The 22,054-nt window shown below is 70.7% G+C and carries 20 protein-coding genes and 3 pseudogenes; 10 read left to right on the top strand and 13 right to left on the bottom strand.

Going from position 1 to position 22,054, the window contains the following annotated elements; genetic code table 11:
* Positions 1 to 37 precede the first annotated feature (37 nt).
* The 6 genes and pseudogenes from istB to ACP4IX_RS02025 form a co-directional block, all read right to left on the bottom strand.
* Positions 38 to 835, bottom strand: a complete 798-nt coding sequence (istB, locus tag ACP4IX_RS02000) for an IS21-like element helper ATPase IstB (protein ID WP_019891874.1) — start codon at positions 833 to 835, stop codon at positions 38 to 40.
* Positions 832 to 2,460: an IS21 family transposase gene (gene istA / locus ACP4IX_RS02005; RefSeq protein WP_426554751.1), complete on the bottom strand. Its 1,629-nt coding sequence runs from the start codon at positions 2,458 to 2,460 to the stop codon at positions 832 to 834. The genes istB and istA overlap by 4 nt, the downstream gene beginning before the upstream one ends.
* A gap of 274 nt (positions 2,461 to 2,734) precedes the next feature.
* A complete protein-coding gene (locus tag ACP4IX_RS02010; protein WP_426554563.1) occupies positions 2,735 to 3,745 on the bottom strand; it encodes a transporter in 1,011 nt (336 codons plus the stop codon).
* Complete coding sequence (locus ACP4IX_RS02015; protein WP_426554564.1) at positions 3,742 to 4,638, bottom strand: ABC transporter ATP-binding protein; 897 nt, start codon at positions 4,636 to 4,638, stop codon at positions 3,742 to 3,744. The genes ACP4IX_RS02010 and ACP4IX_RS02015 overlap by 4 nt, the downstream gene beginning before the upstream one ends.
* On the bottom strand, positions 4,635 to 5,039 hold the full coding sequence (locus ACP4IX_RS02020; protein WP_426554565.1) for a GntR family transcriptional regulator: 405 nt from the start codon (positions 5,037 to 5,039) through the stop codon (positions 4,635 to 4,637). Before ACP4IX_RS02020 ends, ACP4IX_RS02015 begins: the two co-directional genes overlap by 4 nt.
* A gap of 58 nt (positions 5,040 to 5,097) precedes the next feature.
* Positions 5,098 to 5,846 (bottom strand): annotated as a pseudogene (locus tag ACP4IX_RS02025) (telomere-associated protein Tap); the annotation flags it as partial.
* A 183-nt stretch (positions 5,847 to 6,029) separates the two neighbouring features.
* Here ACP4IX_RS02025 and ACP4IX_RS02030 point away from each other — a divergent pair.
* The 6 genes and pseudogenes from ACP4IX_RS02030 (at position 6,030) to ACP4IX_RS02055 (ending at position 10,993) form a co-directional block, all read left to right on the top strand.
* Complete coding sequence (locus ACP4IX_RS02030) at positions 6,030 to 6,173, top strand: hypothetical protein (protein WP_426554566.1); 144 nt, start codon at positions 6,030 to 6,032, stop codon at positions 6,171 to 6,173.
* 81 nt (positions 6,174 to 6,254) lie between these two features.
* Positions 6,255 to 6,479 (top strand): annotated as a pseudogene (locus ACP4IX_RS02035) (Mu transposase C-terminal domain-containing protein); the annotation flags it as partial.
* Between the two features lie 76 nt (positions 6,480 to 6,555).
* Positions 6,556 to 7,798: pseudogene (locus tag ACP4IX_RS02040) on the top strand (transposase); the annotation flags it as partial.
* Positions 7,799 to 7,855: 57 nt separating this feature from the next.
* Entirely contained in the window at positions 7,856 to 8,083 is a 228-nt protein-coding gene (locus ACP4IX_RS02045) for a hypothetical protein (RefSeq protein WP_426524456.1), read from the top strand.
* A gap of 141 nt (positions 8,084 to 8,224) precedes the next feature.
* A complete protein-coding gene (locus ACP4IX_RS02050; RefSeq protein WP_426554567.1) occupies positions 8,225 to 8,866 on the top strand; it encodes a TetR/AcrR family transcriptional regulator in 642 nt (213 codons plus the stop codon).
* Between the two features lie 36 nt (positions 8,867 to 8,902).
* Positions 8,903 to 10,993, top strand: coding sequence for a HelD family protein (locus tag ACP4IX_RS02055; RefSeq protein WP_426554568.1), 2,091 nt, complete (start codon positions 8,903 to 8,905; stop codon positions 10,991 to 10,993).
* A gap of 232 nt (positions 10,994 to 11,225) precedes the next feature.
* Here the strand turns inward: ACP4IX_RS02055 and ACP4IX_RS02060 are convergent, their stop codons facing one another.
* Both ACP4IX_RS02060 and ACP4IX_RS02065 read right to left on the bottom strand, forming a co-directional pair.
* Positions 11,226 to 11,810: a hypothetical protein gene (locus tag ACP4IX_RS02060; RefSeq protein ID WP_426524438.1), complete on the bottom strand. Its 585-nt coding sequence runs from the start codon at positions 11,808 to 11,810 to the stop codon at positions 11,226 to 11,228.
* Between the two features lie 283 nt (positions 11,811 to 12,093).
* Positions 12,094 to 12,303 (bottom strand): hypothetical protein, encoded by a 210-nt coding sequence (locus ACP4IX_RS02065; RefSeq protein ID WP_426554569.1) that lies wholly within the window; start codon positions 12,301 to 12,303, stop codon positions 12,094 to 12,096.
* 134 nt (positions 12,304 to 12,437) lie between these two features.
* Here ACP4IX_RS02065 and ACP4IX_RS02070 point away from each other — a divergent pair, with 134 nt between their 5' ends.
* Positions 12,438 to 13,586, top strand: a complete 1,149-nt coding sequence (locus ACP4IX_RS02070; RefSeq protein WP_426554570.1) for a sensor histidine kinase — start codon at positions 12,438 to 12,440, stop codon at positions 13,584 to 13,586.
* A gap of 10 nt (positions 13,587 to 13,596) precedes the next feature.
* Positions 13,597 to 14,295 carry a response regulator gene (locus ACP4IX_RS02075; RefSeq protein WP_426554571.1) on the top strand — a complete coding sequence of 233 codons (699 nt, stop codon included), beginning with the start codon at positions 13,597 to 13,599 and terminating at the stop codon, positions 14,293 to 14,295.
* Positions 14,296 to 14,681: 386 nt separating this feature from the next.
* Here ACP4IX_RS02075 and ACP4IX_RS02080 read toward each other — a convergent pair whose 3' ends face one another.
* Positions 14,682 to 15,050, bottom strand: a complete 369-nt coding sequence (locus ACP4IX_RS02080; protein ID WP_426554572.1) for a hypothetical protein — start codon at positions 15,048 to 15,050, stop codon at positions 14,682 to 14,684.
* 384 nt (positions 15,051 to 15,434) lie between these two features.
* Positions 15,435 to 16,958, bottom strand: coding sequence for an MFS transporter (locus tag ACP4IX_RS02085; RefSeq protein ID WP_426554573.1), 1,524 nt, complete (start codon positions 16,956 to 16,958; stop codon positions 15,435 to 15,437).
* A 104-nt stretch (positions 16,959 to 17,062) separates the two neighbouring features.
* On the opposite strand from ACP4IX_RS02085, the gene ACP4IX_RS02090 reads away from it, so the two are divergent.
* Positions 17,063 to 17,935 carry a helix-turn-helix transcriptional regulator gene (locus tag ACP4IX_RS02090; protein WP_426524426.1) on the top strand — a complete coding sequence of 291 codons (873 nt, stop codon included), beginning with the start codon at positions 17,063 to 17,065 and terminating at the stop codon, positions 17,933 to 17,935.
* 647 nt (positions 17,936 to 18,582) lie between these two features.
* Here the strand turns inward: ACP4IX_RS02090 and ACP4IX_RS02095 are convergent.
* Entirely contained in the window at positions 18,583 to 18,927 is a 345-nt protein-coding gene (locus ACP4IX_RS02095; RefSeq protein WP_426554574.1) for a hypothetical protein, read from the bottom strand.
* A 611-nt stretch (positions 18,928 to 19,538) separates the two neighbouring features.
* On the bottom strand, positions 19,539 to 20,405 hold the full coding sequence (locus ACP4IX_RS02100) for a helix-turn-helix transcriptional regulator (RefSeq protein WP_426524422.1): 867 nt from the start codon (positions 20,403 to 20,405) through the stop codon (positions 19,539 to 19,541).
* 147 nt (positions 20,406 to 20,552) lie between these two features.
* On the opposite strand from ACP4IX_RS02100, the gene ACP4IX_RS02105 reads away from it, so the two are divergent.
* Positions 20,553 to 21,524: an SDR family NAD(P)-dependent oxidoreductase gene (locus ACP4IX_RS02105; protein ID WP_426554575.1), complete on the top strand. Its 972-nt coding sequence runs from the start codon at positions 20,553 to 20,555 to the stop codon at positions 21,522 to 21,524.
* A 55-nt stretch (positions 21,525 to 21,579) separates the two neighbouring features.
* Here the strand turns inward: ACP4IX_RS02105 and ACP4IX_RS02110 are convergent, their stop codons facing one another.
* Complete coding sequence (locus ACP4IX_RS02110; RefSeq protein WP_426524418.1) at positions 21,580 to 21,876, bottom strand: hypothetical protein; 297 nt, start codon at positions 21,874 to 21,876, stop codon at positions 21,580 to 21,582.
* Positions 21,877 to 22,054: the final 178 nt, after the last annotated feature.

Below are 22,054 nucleotides of genomic sequence, written 5' to 3' on the forward strand. Positions count from 1 at the left end.
CGCAAGGGCAGCGGTTGCCCAGCCGTATCGGGTGGCTTCAGCTGGCCGTGGCCGGCGCTTCCGCTCGCGCGCGGGTGCTGGCGAGGCGGTAGGAGTCGGTGCCGGTCTCGATGATCGTGCCGTTGAAGGTGAGACGGTCGACGATGGCCGCGCAGAGGCGGGGATCGGTGAAGGTCTTCGTCCAGCCGCCGAAGGACTCGTTGGAGGCGATGGCGACGCTGTTCTTCTCCTCGCGCTCGGTCAGAACCTGGAACAGCAGTTCGGCGCCGTGCCGGTCGAGTTCCATGTAGCCGAGCTCGTCGATGCAGAGCAGGTCGACTCGGCCGTAGCGGGCGATGGTCTTGTTCAGCTGCTTCTCGTCGGCGGCCTCGACCAGCTCGTTGACCAGCTTCGTGGCAAGCGTGTAGCGGACGCGGTAGCCCTTCATCGCGGCCTCGGTGCCCAGGGCGATGAGCATGTGGGACTTGCCGGTGCCGGAGTCGCCGATCAGGCAGAGCGGCTGTCCCTTCTTGATCCACTCGCAGGAGGCGAGGGTGTGGATGGTGGCCGGGTCGATGTTGGGGTTGGCGTCGAAGTCGAAGGTCCGCAGCGACTTCTCCCTGGGGAAGCCGGCCGCCTTGATCCTGCGCTCGGAGCGTCGGCGGGCCCGGTCGTCGCACTCGGTCATCAGCAGCTCGGCGAGGAAGCCGCGGTAGGTCATCTGGTCCTTGACCGCCCGGTCGGCGATGTCGGGGAACTCATTGCGGATCGACGGCAGCCGCAGCATGCGGCAGGCGGTGTCGATGGCTGCGTCGGCGGCCTGCTCGGTCAAGCCTCGTTGGCGGGGCAGGGTCACTGGGCTTCTCCCTCTCGGCTGGTGCCGCCGCTGGCGCGACGGCGTCGGAGCAACTGGTCAGAGGGGGTCACCGAGGGCAGCGGCCTGGTGTCCGGCGGAAGGTGGGCAAGGCGCCACTCGTTCAGGAACGTCACCGTCGCCGACCCGGAGGTGCAGGCGGGCAGTGCGGCGGGCGGTTCGTCTTCGGCCTGGGCGGCCTTGCGGGCCTCCAGAGCGACTGCATCCGAGGTCAGGGCCCCGGCCCGCAGGGCGGTGGCAAGCCCGGCGACCAGGTGCTCGTGGGGGATGTGCCGGGCCAGCAGCAGCACTTCGATCAGGGCCCGGGTGCCGTCCCGCTCGCCGTGGACCTTGCGGGCCTGAGCCCACCAGGCGTCATGGACCGGAGTGAACTTGCCCGCCGAGCGAGCCTGTTCGAGTGCGGTGGCGCCGGGGAAGGCACCAGGCTTGCGGATCAGGGCTTCGAGGTAGTGGTCCAGCTCCAGACGGCAGCCAGCCTTGGCGATCAGCCGCTCGTGCCGGGCGACTTCCACGTTCTGGTCGTAAACCACCAGGTGGGAGGCGTGAAGGACGACACGGACGCGTTTGCCGATCAGGCGGACTGGCACCGAGTAGCGGTTGGTGCGGACGGTGATCTGGCTGTAGCGGTCGACCCTGGCGGTGAACACCCGGCCGGTCTCGAACGGCTCATCCGGTAGCGGCATCAGCAGCGGCTGTTCGACGGCGAAGTACTCATCGATGGTCCGCGGCCGCGATCCGATCCGGCGCCGGCCGTCGTGCAGGTCCCACTGCTCGACCATCTCGTTCAGCTCCGCCAGCGAGGAAACCTCCGGCACCGGCGTGAAGTGGTTGCGGCGGAAGTAGCCGATCTGCCCCTCGACCCCGCCCTTCTCGTGGGCGCCGTCGATGCCCGGGCGGCAGTAGAAGCTCTCGATGCCGAAGTGGGAGCGGAAGGCGATCCACCGATCGGTTTCCACCCGTGCTCGGCTCAGGCCCAGCACCTGGGCGACTGCGGCCTTGAGGTTGTCGTAGCGGACCCGGCCCCGCGGGACACCGCCCAGCACCCGCAGCGCGTGCACGTGGCCCTCGAAGAAGGCTTCCTGGCCGGCGGAGGCGAACACGCGGTGGACGGCCTTGCCCGAATACGACAGGCGGAAGGAGAACAGGTAGCAGGTCACCAGCTCGCCGGCGAGCCGCACGGCCACGTCGCCGAAGTCGACTTCCGCCTCCATGCCCGGCGGGTGGGTCTGCGGAACGAACGCTTCGATGGGCGCCTTGCCCGCCTCCACCGCGATCTGCGGCTTCCGGTCAGCGACATAGCGTCTGACCATCGGATACGACACGTCGGCGCCGTGTTCCTCGACCAGCCGGTGGAAGATCCGGGTCACCGTGTGCCACTGCTTGCGCGGCGCATCCAGGTCCGCCCTCAGGATCCCGTCGATCACCGCCTTGTACGGATCCAGCGCCGACGGCCGCGGCGGCAGCGGCTTGCGCGGCTCCGGCCACGCATTGTTCAGAGCCTTGCGGACCGTCCGCCAGGCGACGTTGTACTTGCGCTCCAGCTCCCGCATCGTCATGCCGGCCCGATGGTCCCGCCGGATCGCCGCGTACAGCTCGACCTTCGACATCTGCGGCATGACCAGGACCTTTCACCGGGAACACCCCGATGCTGTCCCGGCAAGTACTACGGTGCTGACAAAACTCGTGAACATCACCCGACCGTGGATCTGGGCGCCTCCCAAACCCATGAACAACCGCTGACGCAACTCGTGAACAAAACCAAGCAGCGGATGACCGAGGGCCTGGACAGGTTGTCGGCGGCGCTCGCCCTGCCGACGCCGCGAGGGGCAGCCGGGTCCCGGCTGCCCCTCGCGGGTGCTCCCGTAGTGGTACTGGCGTCCGTCAGGTCACTCGGCGGCGGATCCACCAGGCGCAGAACCCGGTCAGGGCCAGGGCGAGGCCGAGGTAGAGCCCGGTCTCGGCCCATTGAAGGGCCCAGAAGTTCCCGGCGGGCTGGTACGTCACCTGCTGCTTGTAGCCCAGGGCGCCGAGGTCGGCGACGCAGCGGTCGACCTGCTGCAGGGTGGGCGGGCCCGCCTCGGTGTGCAGGCAGTCGGCAAAGGAGGACGGCACGGGGGCCGGCTGACCGGCGGCGTTCAGCGTCTGCTGGGAAGTGACCCAGGACCCGGGCACTTCTTCGAGGTGCGCGACGATCTGCTCGGCGCCGTCCTGGATGCTGAAGGGGGCGCCGCCGGGCTCGATCGGCAGGGTGGTCCGGTCCGCAGCGGCCAGGTGGGTCCGAATCCACATCGGCACGGCGATCTGGACGGCGGTGTAGAGGGCGAACGTGGTGGCCATCGCGGGCAGGGTGCGGCGGATGACCAGACCGAGGGCGACGCCCAGGACGAAGGCGAAGGCTGCGTGGGCCATGGGGACGACACCCCGTGCGGCGAAGGCCACGGGGTCGAGCCGCGGGAAGTATGTGTCCGTCGCGCCGCCGCCGTTGACAGCCCGGTCGATGGGGCTGCTCCACCAGCTCACCGCGAGGCTGGTCAGTCCGGCAGCGGCCATGGACGCCGCCGCGCCGAGGGCCAGCTTGGTCGCCAGCCAGCGCGTCCGGGTGACGCCCTGGTTCCACGCGAGGTAGTGGGTACCGGTCTCCAGTTCGCGGGAGATCAGCGGCGCGCCCCAGAACATCCCGATGACCGCCGGCACTGCGAGCACGACCAGCAGTCCGGTGTAGTAGAGGCTCTGGTCCGCACTGGAGACCTGGTCCACCAGGCCGCTGCCGGCCGTCCGGTAGAGGTCGGCCAGCTGCGGGCCGGTGACCACGAGGGTGGCGGCGAGGGCAGCCACCGCGGCGAACATCACGGCGGCCTGGGTACGGAACTGGCGCCAGGTCAGCCAGATCATCGAAGTACCTCCAGTGCGGGCCGGGTGTCACGTACCGCATCGGCGGGCCGGGTCATGTAGGCCAGGACGATGTCTTCCAGGCCGAGCGGGCTGACGGTCCAGGACGGATCGTGGACCGCCGTGTCGGTGCGCACCAGGAGAGTGGTCTGCCGATCGGTGTGGCTAGCGGTGATGACGCGCTGACCGGCCGGGATCGTGTCCGGGTCCCGGCGCGGGCCGGTGAGCCGGTGGTGGCACGCGACCAGGTCGTCGATGTCCCCGGCCACCTGCACCCGGGAGCCGACCAGGACGACGACGTAGTCGCAGGTCCGCTCCACGTCGGAGACCAGGTGGGAGGAGAGCACGACGCTCAGCTCGTGTTCGGCGACAGCCTCCATCAGGTCCTGCATGAACTCCCGTCGGGCGAGCGGGTCCAGCGCCGCGACCGGCTCGTCCAGGATGAGCAGCTCCGGGCGCTTGGCGATGCCCAGGGTGAGAGCGAGCTGCGCGCGCTGGCCGCCGGACAACTTGCCCGCCCGCTGCTTCGGGTCCAGACCGAGGCGGCGGATCCGATCGCGCGCTAGAGCGTCGTCCCAGTTCGGGTTGAGACGCTTGCCGAAGTCGAGGTGGTCGGCGACGCTCAGCGCGGAGTAGGTCGGGGTGTCCTGGGCGACGAAGCCGACCTTGGCCAGTTGTTCCACACCCTCGGCGGGACGGCCGCCGCACACCTCGATGGTGCCGACCGTCGGGGTCAGCATGCCGGAGGCCAATTTCAGCAAGGTCGACTTGCCGGCGCCGTTGGGGCCGACCAGGCCAATCACCCGGCCGGCGGGGATGTCCAGGTCGCAGTTCTGCAGCGCCCAGCGCTGCTTGTACCTCTTGCCCAGGCCCTGGGCTCGCAAGACAGCACTCACGCTACGTCCTCTCCGGCGGCGTTACGAAACGTGCTCACGAACAGCGCCTCGATGCTCTCGTCGTCGAGCCCGGCCAGGCGGGCCTTGGTCAGCCAGCGCTGCAGGTCCTTCTGGAGCGGCCCATGTGCGGCGAGCGAGGCATCAGCCAGCGTCCGGGTCACGAACGTCCCGACGCCGGGACGGGCGGCCACCAGGCCGTCGTGCTCCAGCTCCCGGTACGCCTTGAGCACCGTGTTCGGGTTGACCGCCGTCTGCTTCGCCACGTCCTTGACCGTCGGCAGCCGGTCCCCCTCGTTCAGTAGCCCCAGGCGCAGCGCGTGCCGAACCTGCTGGACCAGTTGCTGGTACGGGGGCAGGCCGGACCGGCTGTTCAGGTGGAACTCAATCACCAGTTCCTCCATTTATCTAGTTGCCTAGCACTATAGCTCTCTGGGTCGACCATTCGGCAAGGCGTGCACTGCGGGCGTCAGCCTTGACCGCGGAGACGACGAGAGCCAGCTCCGGGTCACGGCTCCGGTAGCCGTCCATTGCGGCGAGGAAGTCGGCCGGCGCCAGGTCGGCGCCAACGCCGAGGTCAGCCATGGCGGCGAGGTAGGCGTCGCGCAGCCGGTTGTACCAGCCGTCCAGGTAGCGGCCGTTGTCGTACCGGACGTACGCCTCGATCGGCGCGACGTCGTAGCCGAGCTCCACCGCGTACGCCACGGTCGGCGTCGCGTACCAGGCCGGGCCCGTCGGGCGGTCCCCCTTCGGCGTGAACGGGCTGGCAGCAGACTCGCGTCCAGATCCGCCCACTTGTCCTTGCCGACCTTCACCCGCGACAGATCCACATGGGAGAGGTCGACCAGCCAGGAGCCGGGCAGCTTCGGGTCGAACACCGGCGCCTTGACGTGCGTGGGCGCACCGAGGCCGACGACCAGGCCGTTGGCGCCGGCGGCGAAGGCCATGTTCACGTCGATGCCCACCAGGTGCCGCAAAGTACACTCGGCATCGGTCATCGGCCGCGCCCAGTCGTACGCCTCCTCGAGCAACTTTTCCGCCGGGCCGCGGACGTGGAAGCGCGGCAGGTCCTTGAGGAGCGGGTGTCCGTCGGAGGCCTCGCACGGCGCGCAGTCAACCGGGTCCTTGCCCAGGCTGCCAGGGTTGTGCTCGGAGTGCCGCTTGCCGTCGGCATCCGGCTCGGAGGCACGGGTCGGCGGGTGCAGGGCCGACGCGGCGGCTGATGTCCTTGCCCGCTCGGATCGAAGCCACCGCGGCGGGCCCGACGGCCGTGCCCGAGACACTCGTCCTCGACCATGGGACGGCCGGCGTCACCTCGGCACACCTGACCGTGTGCGAGAGCCTCGGCATCAGCCTGGAGCCGGCCCCGCCGAGGGCGGCGGGCGCCCGCCGCGGTGCCCTGCACGCTTCAGGTGCTCGCCGGCCAGTTCTCCCGGCACGCGGTGGCAGCCCGGCCGCCCGCCACCACCGGACAGGAGGACCTGGCGGACGGGGCATACTGGAGCATGCCGCAGCTGCAGGACCTGCTGGACGAATGAATCCTCGCTGTGTGGCACCGCCGTCCCCAGGAGCAGCTGCGGCATCCGCTGCTGCCCCGGGCGGGGCTGACGCCGCAGGAGATGTGGCAGGTGCTGCTGGGCGCGGCCGGGAGGGTGCCGCTGCCGCTGGCCGGGCAGGCGTACGGCGAACTGCTGCCGGCCCGCCGGTGCGCGGTGACCGAATCCGGTATCCGGCTGGGCGGACTCCGCTACGACGATGCGTGCCTGGACGAACACCGCGGCGGCGGGGACCGGTTCGAGGCTCACCACCATCCCCACGACATCCGGCAGGTCTTCGTCCGGCTGCCCGACGGCCGGCTCCACCCGGTGCCGTGGGCGCAGGGCGAGCACGCCTGGCGGCCCTTCGACGAGCTGCTGCGGCGCCGCACCGATGCGCCCCTTCATGCCGACGGTGGCACTGCGGCCCGGCGAGCTGGTGCAGGTCGACACCACTCGGCTGGACATCATGGCCATCGGCGAGGACGGAAAGCCGGGTACGCCCAGAACTCACGATCGCTCTGGACGTGGCGACGAAGTCCGTGATGGCGGCCGTACTGCGCGAGGAAAGCACCCAGGCGGTGGACGCGGCCCTGCTGCTGGCGGAGATGGCCGTCCCCCACCCGGTGCGGCCCGGCTGGGGCGAACATCTGCGCCGGGCCCACGCCGCCGTCCCCTACGACCGCCTCCTCGCCCTGGACGCGCGCCTTCAGCAGGCCGCGGCAAGGCCGGTGGTAGGGCCCGAAACGATCGTCATCGACCGCGGGCGTGTGTTCCTCTCCGCCGCGTTCCTGGCCGCCTGTGAAACCCTCGGGGTGAGCGTGCAGCCCGCCCCGCCCCGCTCCCCCACCGCCAAGGGCGCCGTGGAGCGGACCTTCGGCAGCTTCAACATCCTTTTCGCGCAGCACGTCGCCGGCTACACCGGCTCCCACGTCCTCGAACGCGGCGAGAGGGTTCAGGGTGAAGCCCGCTTCACCGTGGCCCAGTTGCAGGAACTGCTGGACGAGTGGATCACCGCGTGCTGGCAGCACCGCCCCCACGACGGACTGCGCCGCCCCCTCCTGCCTAGAAAGGCCCTGCCCCCGGGCGAGATGTGGGCCGCGCTGCTGGGTGCGAGCGGCTACGTGCCGCTGCCCCTGACCGGAACCGACTACACCGAACTGCTGCCCGTGCGCTTCCACCCGATCACCGGCCGCGGCATCCGCATCAACTACCGCACCTACGACCACGCTCTGCTCAACGAGCACCGCGGACGGCCCTCGCCCACCGGACCCGGCGGCAAGTGGGAGGTTCACCTCAACCCGCACGACGTGCGGCAGATCTACCTCCGCCTGCCCGACGGTCACCTGCACGAGATCCCGCGGATCCACCGCTACCACGTCCACGCACCCATGAACGAGACCACCTGGCGCCACATCCGCCCCACCCTCGAAAAGCGCACCGAACGCGAGGCACACGAAACCGCCCTGGCCGAGACAGTCGACCAGATCCTGCGCCAGGCCCGGCCTGCCGCGTCTGCGGGCGCGCCCACCGAAACGACAACACCCCGGGCGGCGAGCGTCCGGGCAGTGCCGCACCGCAACACGGCCGAGGCCGCGACCGCGGTGCTGCCGATCACGGCTAGGTAGTGCGCCGGGGGCGCGTGCCTGTGGGGCTTCCGCTCCCTGCCCGCAGGGTGGGCCACCGTGCAACTCTCCGTAGCGAACGGCCAGTTCAACACGGTAGGTGCAGGGTGGCCACCCAACGACGACACGCTCCTGCGGCTGGTCACCGCCGTGCTCGAGCTGCACGACGAGTGGATCGCCTTCCCCCGCCGCTACCTGCCGGAAGGCAGCATGGACCAGCTCTACCCCGCCGAGCGCTCCGAAAGCGCCCCCGAGCTACCCAACACCACCAACACAACGTCAGATTGATCGGCTGCACCACATCAAGGGACGCCATCTCGAGGACGGCACGGCATCCCGTGATCGCGGCCCACACCCTCCCGGAAGGCGGGCAGGACGAAGCCGAGGAGGCGTGACAGCGTACGGCTGGCCGCTGCGTACGCTTCTGGCATGGGTGACGTGGGCGGGCTGCGCGAGCGCAAGAAGCAGAAGATGTATCAGCGGTTGTCGGACACGGCTATCGGGCTCTTCCTGCAGAAGGGCTTCGAGCAGGTGACCGTCGCTGATGTCGCGGCAGCCGTCGACATCTCCAAGCCGACGCTCTTCCGGTACTTCCCGGCCAAGGAGGACCTGGTTCTGCACCGGCTGGCCGACCACGAGGGGGAGGCCGGCAGGGTGGTCGCAGAGCGCCCGGCCGGGCGCTCTGCGCTGGAGGCGCTGCGACGTCACTTCCTGGACGGGCTCGCCCGGCGCGACCCGGTGACCGGCCTGAACGATGACGCCGAGGTGCTCGCCTTCCACCGGCTGCTGCACGGAACACCATCACTGCTGGCACGCCTGCACGCTCATGTGGAACGGGACGAGGCCGCTCTCGCCGACGTCCTTGGCGGCGAAACCGGCCATGGCGTCCAAGCGCGCCTGGCCGCCGGGCAGATCGTCGCCGTCCAGCGCATCCTCGCGCAGGAGAACTGGCGCCAAATCACCGCAGGCCACAGCGCAGACGCGCTCTGTCCCGAGGCCGTGGCAGTGGCCCAGTCGGCCTTCACGCAACTCGAGGCCGGACTGCCGCACCTCACCCGAACCCGCAACTAGGTTAAAAACGTTACTCAGTTGCATTATGGTCGGGGGATGCCACGCTCCGACTCCGTACTCAGTGACGCCCTGACCCGGGAACGCGCCTACCACGACACCTGCCGAGCGGTGCTGAAGGCCATGATCGACGGCGCGCAAGAGCAGGTGGTCGTCGGTGAGGACGCCTCCGCATCCGGCGCCGACGCCGAAGTACTCGGCTACCGGTTGCGCAGCCAGGCCAAGGAACTTCGGGAGCTGCCCGAAGGCCCGCTGTTCTTCGGACGCCTCGACTTCGCCCGGGACCCCCGGGCCGCCGGCGACCACGCCGGGCAGGGGTACCACATCGGCCGTGTGCGCATCGCGCACGATCCGTCCGCCCCACCGCTGGTGGTCGACTGGCGCGCGCCGGTGGCACGCGCCTTCTACCAGGCAAGCGTCCGCGACCCTCAAGGCGTCGCCGTCCGGCGCCGCTTCGGCTGGTCGTCTGCCGGCCACGGCGACTCGGCCGACCTCACCGGCCTGGAGGACGAGCACCTCAGTGAGGGCGAGGCGCGGGAAAGCAGCATCGTCGCCAGCGAGATCGAGCGCCCCCGCATCGGTCCCATGCGGGATATCGCCGCCACCATCCAGCCCGAGCAGGACGACCTCGTACGTGAGGACCTCACCACGTCCCTCTGCGTCCAGGGCGCCCCGGGCACGGGCAAGACCGCGGTCGGACTGCACCGCGCCGCCTACCTCCTCTACACCTGTCCGCAGCGCATCCAGCGCGGCGGAATGCTGATCCTCGGCCCCAACCGCGCTTTCCTCTCCTACATCTCCGAAGTCCTGCCCGCGCTCGGTGAGACCGGAGTGCGGCAGTCCACTCTCGACGAGGAGATCGCCGGCCACCCGGTCACGGCACAGGACAGTGACGCCACGGCGGTCGTCAAGCACGACATCCGCATGGCAGAGGTCCTGCGCCGCGCGCTCTACGCACGAGTGAGCACAGAGGCGACGCAGCCGCTCGTACTGTCGGACGGTTCCTACCGCTGGCGGGTAACCGCCGACGAACTGGAGAAGACCGTCCGGGACGTGCGTACCGAGGAACCTCCCTATGCCGTGGGGCGCGAACGCGTCCGTACCCGCATCGTCCATGCCGTTCAGCACCAGGCCGAACGCCGCGGCGGTCCCCGCACCAGTACCTGGGTACAAAAGATCTCCCGGGCGCGCCCGGTCACCACCCTGCTCAACGCCCTCTGGCCCGCCGTGCAACCCGAGCAGCTCCTCGCCGATCTGCTCACCCGTCCGGACACCTTGGCCACCGCTGCCGAAGGCGTCCTCGACGCGGACGAGCAGAAAGCCCTCCTGTGGCCCAAGCCCCCACGCTCTGCCAAGTCGGCCCGCTGGTCAGCGGCCGATCTCGTCCTCCTCGACGAACTCGCCGGCCTCATCGAGCGTCCCAGCGGCTACGGGCATGTCGTGATCGACGAAGCGCAGGACCTGTCCCCCATGCAGTGCCGCGCCATCGCCCGCCGCTCTTCCTTCGGATCCGTCACCGTCCTCGGGGACCTCGCCCAAGGCACCACCCCCTGGGCCGCACGCGACTGGCCGCAGCTCCTCGCCCACCTGGGGAAGCCAGACGCCATCGTCACCCCACTGACCACGGGATTCCGCGTCCCTGGCGCCGTCACCGAACTCGCCAACCGCCTGCTGCACCACCTCGACGCGGACGTGCCACCCGCCCGATCCCTGCGCCGTGACGGAGAGGTGAGCATCGAAATGGCCCACGACACGACCGCCGCGACAGTCGCGGCCGTGAACACAGCGCTGGAGCACGCAGGCTCGGTCGGCGTCGTCGCAGCCGACGCCGAGGCACCGAAGCTCCACCGCGCTCTCATCGCGGCCGGGGTCCCGGCATCCGGGCCGGACACTGCTGGAGCCCGCCTCACCGTCGTGCCGGCCTCCACCGCCAAGGGACTGGAGTACGACCACGTCGTGGTGGTCGAGCCCTCGGCCATCGTCCAAGCCGAGCCCCGCGGCATGAACCGCCTGTACGTGGCCCTCACCCGAGCGGTCTCCCGCCTCCACATCGTGCACTCCGCACCACTGCCGCTCGCGATCCGGCCCTTGGAGTCACGGCACGTCGAGCGGCTGACGCCTGAACACTGAGCACGCCCAAGACTTCCGACGCTGACCTGTCGACCGGCTGATGAGCATGATCGGTAATCGGCGGCGCGCGGCCGGATCGGCACCGGGACGTGCTCATAAAAACGGTGCCGCAGACGAGCAGGCGACACGCGCGGGCCCCGCCCTCGGACCCGAGCCGCCCATCGTGCTCGACACCCCGGCTGCCGGGCCCGGCCGAGGTCGTAGGGCTGGCCGAAGAGGCTGACCAGCAGCTTCACGCCTCGACGATGATGGTGCCTATGGTCGATTCCGGGCCGGGCCCCTCCGGACGGTCGACCCTCCACCAGCCCAGCACGTCCTCGTACTCCGGCTGTGGGACCGCACGTCCTTCGGCAGTCATCAGGCGTCCCTGATACGCCTGGGCGTAACGTGCCCGAACCGAGTAGACGCCCGGTTCGTCGGGGACAACGAGGTCGCACGACACATTTACCCACTCCGCCGGCCCCGGGTTGTCCTCCGCCAGCGCCTCGACGCGCGTGCCGGCGTTGACCACCTTCACGCCGCCCCCGCTGCGCTGCTTGCCGTTCCATACCGACGCCTGGGCTCGGTCCTGGCCCGCCAGACCAACGATCACCTGGTTGATGGCGTTGCCGCACTCCGAGCAATCATGCAGCACGTCGAAACTGACCTGGTGCGAACCTCCGCCGCGGACTTCTACCACGTCGGCCTGGCCGTCGATCTTCACGTTGCGGATCTTGAACCGAAATCCCGTCCCGCCTCCGTATGGCTCGACCATCTCGGTGTGGGGAGTGCGTGCCGTGGTCCGGTGGACATCGCTGTGACTCAACTTGTCGGTCATGCGCCAAGTAAACAGGTGGCCACTGACAAGGGCGGGCCCGGCCTTCACGAGGACGGCACGTCAGCCTCAGAACGGAACACAGCTTCTGAGCCGTCGTACAGTACGACGCCGCGCCGGTGCCCGGCGGCTGACACCGCATCGGCAGGCCGACGGCGGTCTCACGCCGCAGGTGCCCTCTCGGCCTCGGAAACGGCGGAGCCAGCCTCAAGAGCCGTCGGCGACCTGCGGATTCGTGAGCGGCTCCGGGCGAACAAGAAGTCCAAGGGGGCGGCCCTCTGAGCGGTCACTGCTCCCTTGGGGCCTTCCGCGCGGCGGTGCCCACGGCGATGCCCAGGACGGTGAGCGCGATGCTGATGTAGATCTCGTAGCCGTCGACGTACAGGTGCTTCATGAAGCCCATGAGCGGGATCCACTTGCCGAAGGCCTCGTGGACGATGCCCTGCAAGCCGCCGACGATGAGCGAGAAGCTGATGAAACCGAGAATGCCCTTCATGAACTCAACCGTAGAAAACCCAGGTCAGGACAGTATCGGGCATCGGTATACGGGGCGGCGGGCTTGTAGTCCGAAAGTATCGATCCGCGGCACGCAGGGTCGGACGGCTGCGCTGCAGGCATAGATTCGGCAGCATGCGCAGCCCCCGCGACTGGGTCGTCGACATTTCCTTCTTCCTCTTCGCCGTGATCTTCTCCGTGGTCACGGCGGACTCGGTGCACTTGGACGAGAGTATGTCCGGTGGCGAACAGATCGCCGATCAGGTGGCCGGCGCTCTGGCCTGCGCATCGGTGTTCCTGCGGCGGCGGTGGCCGGTGCACCTGGCCATGGCGCTGATGCTGGCCGGAACCTATTTCCACCATCTGACCGGGGCCATGCTGGTGGCGTTGTTCACGGTCGCAGTGCACCGGAAGCGGCGGTTCACCGCCTGGGTAGCGGCGGTCGCGCTGGTGCAGTTCCTGCTGTTCCTGCTGTCCCTGGCCCAGGGGCCTGATGCGGAGTCCGAGGCAACCGGCTCCGCCCTCACCTACTTCGCGCTGGTGGCGGGCTCTATCGGCTGGGGGCTGTACGTCCGCTACCGGCGGGCGCTGATCGCGTCACTGGAGGAACGCGCGGCCCAGGCGGCCGAAGAGGCGCGGCGGCAGGCACGGGAGGAGATAGCCCGGGAGATGCACGACGTCCTCGCCCACCGGCTGTCGCTGCTGAGCGTGCATGCCGGGGCACTGGAGTTCAACATGAGCGCCACCGCGTCGGACATCCAGCGTGCGGCCGCGGTGATCCGCGACAGCGCGCACCAGGCGCTGCAGGACCTGCGCGAGGTGATCGGCGTCCTGCGGGCGCCAACGGCAGGCCGGGACGGGGCCGAAGGGCGACCGCAACCGACGCTGGCGGACGTGAAGCGGCTGGTGACGGAGTCCCACAAGGCCGGGATAGGCGTCACATACCACCAGGAGGCCAGAAACGCGGACACGCTGCCCGCCGTCACCGGCCGCACCGCGTACCGCATCGTCCAGGAGGGCCTGACAAACGCCCGCAAGCACGCGCCCGACACCGAGATCACCGTTGCCGTGTCAGGCCGACCAGGAGAAGGACTTACGGTGGTCGTGGCGAACTCGCTCCCGGGCGGCCCAGGAACAGCGATCCCCGGTTCTGGGCAAGGCCTGATCGGGCTCGGCGAACGCGCCGAGCTGGCGGGCGGGCGGCTGGAACACGGCCCTCGGGACGGCTCGTTCGTGCTGCGCGCCTGGTTGCCCTGGGGCGGCGCCGAGGCCGTGGACCGCTAACGTGCCCGTCATGATCCGAGTACTCCTCGTCGACGACGATCCGCTGGTGCGCTCCGGGTTGCGGCTGATGCTGAGGGGCGCGCCGGACGTGGAGGTGGTCGCCGAAGCCGCAGACGGGGCTGAAGTGGCGGCGCTGGTGGCCGAGTACTCCCCCGACCTCGTGCTCATGGACATCCGGATGCCTGGCATGGACGGCCTCGCCGCTACCGAAGTATTGCGCGCCCGCCCTTCCCCAAACTCTCCGAGAAGCTCCATACAGAGGATGTTCCATCCGCCCGAGGTACTGGTGCTGACCACGTTCAACACCGACGAGTACGTGCTGCGAGCCTTGCGCGCGGGCGCCGCTGGCTTCGTCCTGAAGGACACCCCGCCCCAGGAGATCGTGGCGGCGGTGCGGAAGGTGGTGGCGGGCGAGCCGGTGCTCTCGCCCGCAGTGACGCAGCAACTGATCGCACAGGTATCGGAGGGAACGGGTGGGCGTGAGACACGGGCCGAGCGAGCGCGGGCGCAACTGGCGTTGCTCGGCGACCGGGAGCGGGAAGTGGCAGTCGCGGTGGGGCAGGGCAAGACCAACGCGGAAGTTGCCGCAGAGCTGTACATGTCAGTACCGACGGTCAAGACGCATGTCTCGCGCATTCTGGCCAAGCTGGACCTCAACAACCGCGTGCAGATCGCCCTCGTGGTGTACGACGCGGGCGCGGCACTCTGAGCGCGGCTCAGGGCAGCGGCCCGCGCCGCTCGTGACACGGCTCGCGATGGCGGTGCCCGCAGGCTGATCAGCGCCTTGGCCGACTCCTGACCGATCGGTCCTGGACGTCGTCGCCCTCGTCCAGCTCGGGCGCATCCGGGTTGCGCAGCGGGCGCAGGCCCTGGCCGGGGCCGCGCCCAGTGCCTCCGACTCGCCCAGCAGGGAGAGGAACGGGCGCACGGTGGTGCAGCGCAGGGCCGGTTTCTCCCGCATCGCCGCCCACAGCGCGGCTACGTCCAGGTCCGTCTCATGCTCGGCGACCGGGTCCAGCTCCTCGGTGAGGATCTTCGACGCCTTCACCAGAATTGCGCGCAGTCTTTTCCCACTGCGGCAGCATCGCGAGACGCTCACGTTCCGAGGCGCGCCGCGCGGGACTGATCAGCCGGTTCGCCACGGCACCGCGAACAGGTCAGCGCGTCATCGACCGCCTGCGCCTCCATCTGACGCACCACCGCCGTCAGCAAGGCCGTGCGCCGCGGCTCTGGCGCCCGTTCGATTGTCTGCGCCTTGCTCAGCTGCCCGTACCGCGCCAGCGTGGACAAACGGTTCACCGGGACCCGGGAGAGGTTCACCCGGCCCAGCGCGAACGCGGGGCTCTCCTCCACCCGCTCCATGGCCCGCACCATCGCGGTCCCCGTCGACTTCGCCGGCGGCGTGCGCGGCGGCTCCAGTTCCGAGACCGCCTGCCCTCCGGCACCGCCGGCAACGCGGCCCATGCCGGCGCGAGCGCGGGATCGGCGCGGGCGGTGACCCTGGCCACCGCCTCGTACAGGCGCCGCTCGGCCGCCATGCGGGCCTCCGGCACTGCCGGGCCGGCACCGAGACGCCGGGCAGCACCACGCGGTTCTTCCGCAGCCACGTCACCACGTGGTGGAACAGCGTCACCGGACCCTCGGGTGCGTCCACGCCCGTCCGTTACGATCCGGTCCGCGATTGCGGTCGCGGTGGGATCGGACAGTCCGGAGTGAGATGCCCCCGTATCCCCCGGCTGGGGCTCGGGCGTCCGCGACGGGGAGCGCGGAGCCGGGAGCGCGGAGCCGGGAGCGCGGAGCGGGGAGCGGGGAGCCGGGAGCCGGGAGCGGCAGGACGGTACGGGCCGGTCAGGGCGTGCCCGCCAGGTGCTCCCGGGCCGGCACGTCGGTGGTGCTCCGGCCGGGGTCGCCGGCCGTCGGCTCGGAGAGCCGGCGCAGGGCGACGGTCCCGAGCGCGGCATGCAGCAGGCCGGCCACCGCGACGGCGGCGTGCAGGCCGGTGACGAAGGCGCCCTGCGCGTCCTGGAGCGCCGCGGGCACGAGGTCCGGCAGCTGGCGCGTCTCGTCCAGGGTGGGGGCGAGGTCCGGCCCCTGGAGGCGGAAGACCAGTGCGGCGAGCGACCCGAGGATCGCGATGCCGAGGGCGTTGCCGATCTCGTTGCTGGTCTCCGCGATCGCGCCTGCCGACCCCGCACGCTCCGCGGGGACCGCGCCGACCGCGGTGTCGGCGACGACGCTGAAGGAGATGCCGTACCCGACTCCGGCGATCACGGTCGAGGCGACGTACCAGCCGATGCCGTCGGTGATGGTGGTGGGCAGGAGCAGAAGGAGTCCGCCCGCGACGGTGAAGTGGCAGGTGACGAGCGCGGCCTTCCTGCCGATGCGTTCGACGATGGCGGGGGTGACGACGCAGGTGACGGTGAGGACCGCCGCTCCGGGGAGCGCGAGCAGTGCCGCGTTCAGGACGCTCAGGCCCAGGACGGACTGAAGGTAGATGCCGGACAGGTACGCCGCCGCCGACCACGCCGCCAGCGGCAGCAGCCCGGTGATGATCGCGATCGTGAAGGTGCGGTCGCGGAACAGGGAGAAGTCGATCAGCGGGTGCTCGAGGTGCCGCTGGCGGAGCACGAAGGCCGTCAGGGCCGTGAGGCCGAGGAGCCCCGTCACGACCGGCAGGACCGAGAAGCCGTCCGCCGCCAGGTGCTTGACGCCGTAGATCGTGAGCAGCAGGCCTCCCGCGGAGGCCACGACGCTGACCGGATCGACGCGGCCGGTACCGGTGGCCCGCACCTCGCGCAGCAGGACCGGCGCGAGCACGAGGAAGACGGCGATGACGGGCAGGTTGACCAGGAACACCGAGCCCCACCAGAACTGCCCGAGCAGGGTACCGCCGACGACCGGGCCGATGGCGAACCCGGCCGCGAAGGCGGCGGCGAAGATCCCGATCGCCCGGGCGCGCTGCTTCGGGTCGGGGAACAGTTCGCTCAGCACAGCGAGCGCCGACGGCAGCAGGGTCGCGCCGGCCACGCCCATGAGCGCCCGGCAGGCGATGAGGAGCTCCGGGTTCGGCGCGAACGCCGCCCCGGCGGATCCGATGCCGAAGACGGCCGCGCCGGTCATCAGCAGCTTCAGGCGGCCGTAGCGGTCACCGATGCTGCCGAAGGCGACCAGCAGGGAACCCACGGCGAAGCCGTAGATGTCCAGGATCCACAGTGCCTGGTCGGCGGTGGGCGAGATGGCGTCGGTGATGCTCGGCATCGCCAGGAACAGGATCGAGCCGTCCATCGAGACCAGCAGGACCGGGCCGAGGACCACCGCGAGTCCGAGCCGGGCCCGCAGGCCGGGTGAGGTGTGCGCACGCTGTCGAGTCATGCCCCCGACGGTCCGGCACCTCAGGTGCCACAACCATCCCCGTGCCATGGGTACACCTGACAGGTATACCCACGGGCCCGGCCCACGCCTTTAAGGTCGAACGCATGGAGAGCCTCGGAACGTTCCTGAAGAGCCGCCGTGACCGGGTCACTCCGGCCGAGATCGGTCTGCGCACCTACGGCACATCCCGCCGGGTCCCCGGCCTCAGGCGTGAAGAGCTCGCTCAGCTCGCCGGAGTGAGCGCGGGGTACTACACGCGCCTGGAGCAGGGCCAGGCCGAGACAGCGTCCGAGCAGGTACTCGACGCCCTGGCCCGGGTGCTCAGGCTCGACCAGGTGGAGACCGTCCACCTGCACAATCTCGCCCGGCAGTCCACGAAGCCCGGCCTGAGCGAACCGCCCCCCGAGGAGCCGCACCCGCGCTTCCTCGGACTCCTGGAGTCGCTCGGCGAGGCCACCCCCGCGATAGCCCTCGGCAGGCGTGGGGACGTACTCGCGTGGAACCACACCGGGCACGCGCTCATCGCCGAGCACATCTCCTACGAGGCCCCCCGGGACCCGGAACGGCGTCCGTCGATCCCCCGGATGTTCTTCCTCGACCCCCACACCCGCGACATGTACCGCAACTGGCACGAGCTGGCCCGCGTCCACGTCGCCTATCTGCGGCTCACCGCGGGCCGGTATCCGACCGACGCCCGGCTCGCGGGCCTGATCGGGGAACTCACCATGCGCAGCGACGACTTCGCGACGATGTGGGCCACCGGCGACGTCTCCGACTGCACCGTCGGGGCCATGCATCTGCAGCACCCCACCGTCGGTGCCGTGAACGTCGACTACCAGGTGTGGCGCCAGCCCGACAGCCCCGACCACCGGGTCGAGATCTACACCGCGAACGACTCGACGTCGTCCGACGCGGTACGGGTCCTGACCCAGCAGAGCGGCCGGACCGACGAGCGGGAGCAGCTCGGACGACACTGACCCGGACCGTACTGAGCGGACGGCGCGCCGAACGGCCGCTCCCGTACGACGTCCGGAAGGGGTGGACGTCGTACGGGAGGGGTGAAGGGTGCCGGGGGCACACCGGTGCACCGGAGCTCAGGACACCGTCTGTTCCTGCCAGCGCGCGGGAGTTACTCAGCAACCACCACGTCCCGCTCCTCGCACGGCTGCCGACAGCCGATGGAACGGCAACTGCGGCCGGCAGCCGATGGAACGGCGGCTGCGGCCGGCTGCCGGCAGCGCGTGGACCGTGGCGTGCCCGGCTCGGGCATGGTTGGCACATCACTCGCTCCGCCATGGCGAGTCCGCCTCTCCCCGGGCGGCGCCGGTTCACCGGCCCCGGCCTTCCCCTCGCGTTCGGGGACCAGGACGCGAAGGCACTGGCGTGGCGGGCAGCAGCCCGCTCAGCGGCCTCCCCCGGGTTGTGCCACACATGCCGGCGGCGGATGGCGGTGTCGGCCCCGGAGACGCGGGCGGACGGGTGAAGTGCCGCCGGAGGCAAGTACGGGGTGGGGCGAGGCGGAGGCGGGACAGGTCGTCCCGCCGCTCCGCGGACGGAGGACGGAGGACGGGGTGACCGTGTCCCGAGGGTCGCGGCCACCCCGCTGCGGGTCAGCGGCGCCGGTTCAGCACCGCACCAGGCCGAGGAACCTCTGCCCCAGGAGGTAGGACGGGTGGACCCACTGGGTGGCCTCCTGCCCGGGCTGCAGCGTGTGGCACTTCACCGGGGTGTCCGCCGACTGACGCAGGAACGTGGGCAGCACCCGCTGCTCGGTGTCGCAGTTGTTCGTCATGAAGACACCGAAGTACCCGAACACCTCGTTCACGGTCTCGGTCTTCACGCAGTCCGGCACCTGGTCGTCCGCGGCCGAGGCCGGCTGCGCGGTTCCGCCGAGCGTGAGCGCGCCGGCGGCCACGGCCAGTGCGGCGCCGACGCCGGCGCCACGGAGTCTCCTGCTCGATTTGCCCATGTTCACTCCCTGTGTCTGGACGGAGCCTCAATTGCACAAGCCGCCCGGACACGGGATCAATGGCGTATAGAAACCTCGCAAGAGGTTCCCTCGGGGCCGGGGCGTCGGCGCGGTCACGCGTGAGACGGCCGCGGAGCGCGGCCTCGTCCCGGCCCGACGAGGGGTCTGTCGCCGGTCGGTGACAGACCCTACCCGGCACGCCTTCGGGCTCAGCCCAGACGGACGAAACCGTGGTCGAGGAGCTCGGTGGTGGCGGTGTGGTGTGCTGAGTGCGGGCGGTGCGCTGGCTGACGGAGGGAAGGACCATGACCGCGCCGATAACGGTCTTGCGCGCCCGGCATCCCGGCCGTGCGGACCCGGGACGAGCACACCGCCGCCTGGGAGGACCCGCGCAGGCCGGCCGAGGAGTACACCGCGCGATCGGCCGTCGCCCGAAGGGGACCGGGGTGCGTCCGGCCCGGCGCGGGACGGGGACCGCCCGGTGTTTCCAGGACGCGCTGCTCCTCGCGCGCAGCGAGCGGTACGGCGTGCTCGGGCCGTGACCGGAAGTGGTCGGCGTCAGCGGTGGGGTTCGCTCATCCGGCGTGACGAGCCCGCCCGGCAGCCGCCGGTCAGGGGGGCGCGGTGGCAGTACGGCCGCCTGTGACGCGAAGAAGGTCCAGTTTCCCCGCGTCGATGCTTCCGCTCGCTGCCGTGTAGGTGACCATGCGAAGGTCTGCGCCGGGGACGACGAGGACGTCGCAGTCGAGCAGGATGTCGCCGATCTCCGGATGCCGGATCGTCTTGCGGTCCGTCGTGTGCTGGGCGGCGGCCGTCTGTGTGGCCCAGTGACGGGCGAACGCATCGGACACTTCTCGCAGTTCCCGCACGAGACGTTCGAGCCGGGCGTCCCTGGGATAGCGGGACACGGCGTCCTTGAGGTCGGCGACGATCGACTCCGCGAAGGCGTCCTGTCCGCGCTCGGACCGGACGGGAAGCATCGAGGCGTGTGCGGCGCCGTCGCCGAAGAGTGCACGGGCGAGGTTCCGTTCGGCGGCCGGGAGGACGGCCGGGTCGCCGTGCAGGGCGCTCCACGTGGTGTTCCACCACACCAGGGTCCAGTCGGCGGTGAACACCCCGATCGGTACGTCGCCCAGGCGCGCGGCGAGCCGTTGGATGCCCGGGGGCACATGGGTGCTGACCGTCCCGTCCTGGGGCGGCAGGAGCCCGGCGCTCCGGTACAGCCGGTCGCGCTCGGCGCGGGAGAGCTGAAGGGCCCGGCCGAGGGCGCCGACGACCTGGGCCGAGGGATTCTTCGCGCGTCCCTGCTCCAGGCGCAGGACGTAGTCGACGGAGAGCCCGGCCAGCAGTGCGAGCTCCTCACGGCGCAGTCCCGGGGCACGGCGGCCGTCCGTCAGCGTGAAACCGGCGTCGGCCGGGGACAGCCGGTCGCGCCAGGTGCGCAGGAGGGCGGCGAAATCGGAGCGGGAGGAGGCCATGGGTTCATTCTCGCCGCACGGCGCCGGATGAGCCTGGGTACTGCCAGTCCTGGTGACGGGGACGGCACTGGCTGGCGGTGGCGCCACCGGCGAACGTGGGAATGCGCCCGAGCCGGGCCCACCGTCTGACCAGTCGAGGAGCCTTCCATGAAGCACACCATCGTGATGACGGGCGCGAGCCGCGGGATCGGCCGCGTCGCCGCGGAGCACATCCTGCGCCGGTCTCCGGACGCGCACCTCCTGGTCGTGGCCCGTGGCTCCTCCGGCACGCGGCTCGCTGAGGAGCTCGGCACGGGCGGGCACCCCGTCTCGCACGTCTCGACGGACCTCGGCTCGCTGGCCGCCGTCCGCTCGGCCGCCGGCGAGATCCGCGACCGGCTCGACCGAGCTGACCTGCCGCCGCTGCGCGGCTTCGTGGGCAACGCCGGCATGCAGTACACGAACGCGCTGACCGAGGGACCCGACGGGTTCGAGGCCACCTTCACCGTCAACGTGCTCGCCAACCACCTGTTCGTCCGACTGCTCCAGGACCGCTTCACCGCTCCCGCCCGGATCGTCATCACCGCCAGCGACACCCACTTCGGCGACTTCAAGCACAACATGGGCATGGTGCCCGGCCCGGCCTGGAAGAACCCGGACGTCCTGGCCCGCACGGGCGCCTTCCCCGACCCGGACACCGCGGCCGGCGGGCGTACCGCGTACTCGACGAGCAAGCTGGCCGCGATCTACCTGGTACACGAGTACGCGCGCCGGCTGCCGGCCGGGATCGACGCCGTCGCCTACAACCCGGGGTTCGTCCCGGGCACCGGCCTCGCCCGCAACGCGGGTCCCGTCTCCCGGTTCGCGATGCGCCGCATTATGCCGGTGATGACCCTCACCCCGTTCGCCACCAGCCGCAGCACCGCGGGCCGCTGCCTCGCCGATGTCGTCCTCGGCACGACCCATGCTCCGACCGGCTCCTACGTCGACCGCAGCCGTGCGGCCCGCTCGTCGCAGGAGTCCTACGACCCGCAGCGCGAAGGCGAGCTCTGGGAGGCCGCCGAGCGGTTCACCGCGGCACACGCGGCCAGGGCGGACACATCCTCGGGCGACGTGGCCAGGACAACACCAGCGTCCTGACCTTCAACCGGTTCGAGGCGGTGGTCGACGTCGTGGAGCTCTCCGAGCGTGATGGTCATGAGGCGGCCCCGCCACTGTTCTGCCGGACGGTCACGAGGAGTTCCGCGGCGGCTGCCGCGTGGCCGGCCACACGGTTGAACCGCTCCGCGTCGTCCGCGCATTCCGCTACGCAAGCCAGCCGTCGCAGCGCCGCTTCGACATGGCGCAGCAGCGCCCCGTACGGCTCGAGCCCGGCTCGGCCGGGGTCCGGGACCCGGGGCTCCAGGGGCCGGCCGTTCTCGGGCGGCGGCAGCAGGCGGCGGCCGTCCGCGCCCTTGATACCGGCGAGCATGGCCTGCATCTCGGCCAGCACATCGTCGAGTGGACCTTCCAGGGCGGGCTCCGGACGATCCCCGCGAGTGCGGGGAGCAGGCTGTGGAGAGCCCGACGGAGGCTCGCGTCGTGGAACCATCCCCGCGGATATGGGGAGCGGCCCGTCCGGGTGAGCGGTCATTTCAGGTCCCTGCTGACGGACAGTTCTCCCTGTCCGG

The organism is Streptomyces sp. WG5 (assembly GCF_049974565.1).
Taxonomy (GTDB): domain Bacteria; phylum Actinomycetota; class Actinomycetes; order Streptomycetales; family Streptomycetaceae; genus Streptomyces.

Coding starts and splice junctions, on each gene's coding strand:
- istA (WP_426554751.1), bottom strand. CDS start 2,460: ATGTCGAAGGTCGAGCTGTACGCGGCGATCCGGCGGGACCATCGGGCC.
- ACP4IX_RS02010 (WP_426554563.1), bottom strand. CDS start 3,745: ATGATCTGGCTGACCTGGCGCCAGTTCCGTACCCAGGCCGCCGTGATG.
- ACP4IX_RS02020 (WP_426554565.1), bottom strand. CDS start 5,039: ATGGAGGAACTGGTGATTGAGTTCCACCTGAACAGCCGGTCCGGCCTG.
- ACP4IX_RS02050 (WP_426554567.1), top strand. CDS start 8,225: ATGGGTGACGTGGGCGGGCTGCGCGAGCGCAAGAAGCAGAAGATGTAT.
- ACP4IX_RS02055 (WP_426554568.1), top strand. CDS start 8,903: ATGCCACGCTCCGACTCCGTACTCAGTGACGCCCTGACCCGGGAACGC.
- ACP4IX_RS02060 (WP_426524438.1), bottom strand. CDS start 11,810: ATGACCGACAAGTTGAGTCACAGCGATGTCCACCGGACCACGGCACGC.
- ACP4IX_RS02065 (WP_426554569.1), bottom strand. CDS start 12,303: ATGAAGGGCATTCTCGGTTTCATCAGCTTCTCGCTCATCGTCGGCGGC.
- ACP4IX_RS02070 (WP_426554570.1), top strand. CDS start 12,438: ATGCGCAGCCCCCGCGACTGGGTCGTCGACATTTCCTTCTTCCTCTTC.
- ACP4IX_RS02075 (WP_426554571.1), top strand. CDS start 13,597: ATGATCCGAGTACTCCTCGTCGACGACGATCCGCTGGTGCGCTCCGGG.
- ACP4IX_RS02080 (WP_426554572.1), bottom strand. CDS start 15,050: ATGGGCCGCGTTGCCGGCGGTGCCGGAGGGCAGGCGGTCTCGGAACTG.
- ACP4IX_RS02085 (WP_426554573.1), bottom strand. CDS start 16,958: ATGACTCGACAGCGTGCGCACACCTCACCCGGCCTGCGGGCCCGGCTC.
- ACP4IX_RS02090 (WP_426524426.1), top strand. CDS start 17,063: ATGGAGAGCCTCGGAACGTTCCTGAAGAGCCGCCGTGACCGGGTCACT.
- ACP4IX_RS02095 (WP_426554574.1), bottom strand. CDS start 18,927: ATGGGCAAATCGAGCAGGAGACTCCGTGGCGCCGGCGTCGGCGCCGCA.
- ACP4IX_RS02100 (WP_426524422.1), bottom strand. CDS start 20,405: ATGGCCTCCTCCCGCTCCGATTTCGCCGCCCTCCTGCGCACCTGGCGC.
- ACP4IX_RS02105 (WP_426554575.1), top strand. CDS start 20,553: ATGAAGCACACCATCGTGATGACGGGCGCGAGCCGCGGGATCGGCCGC.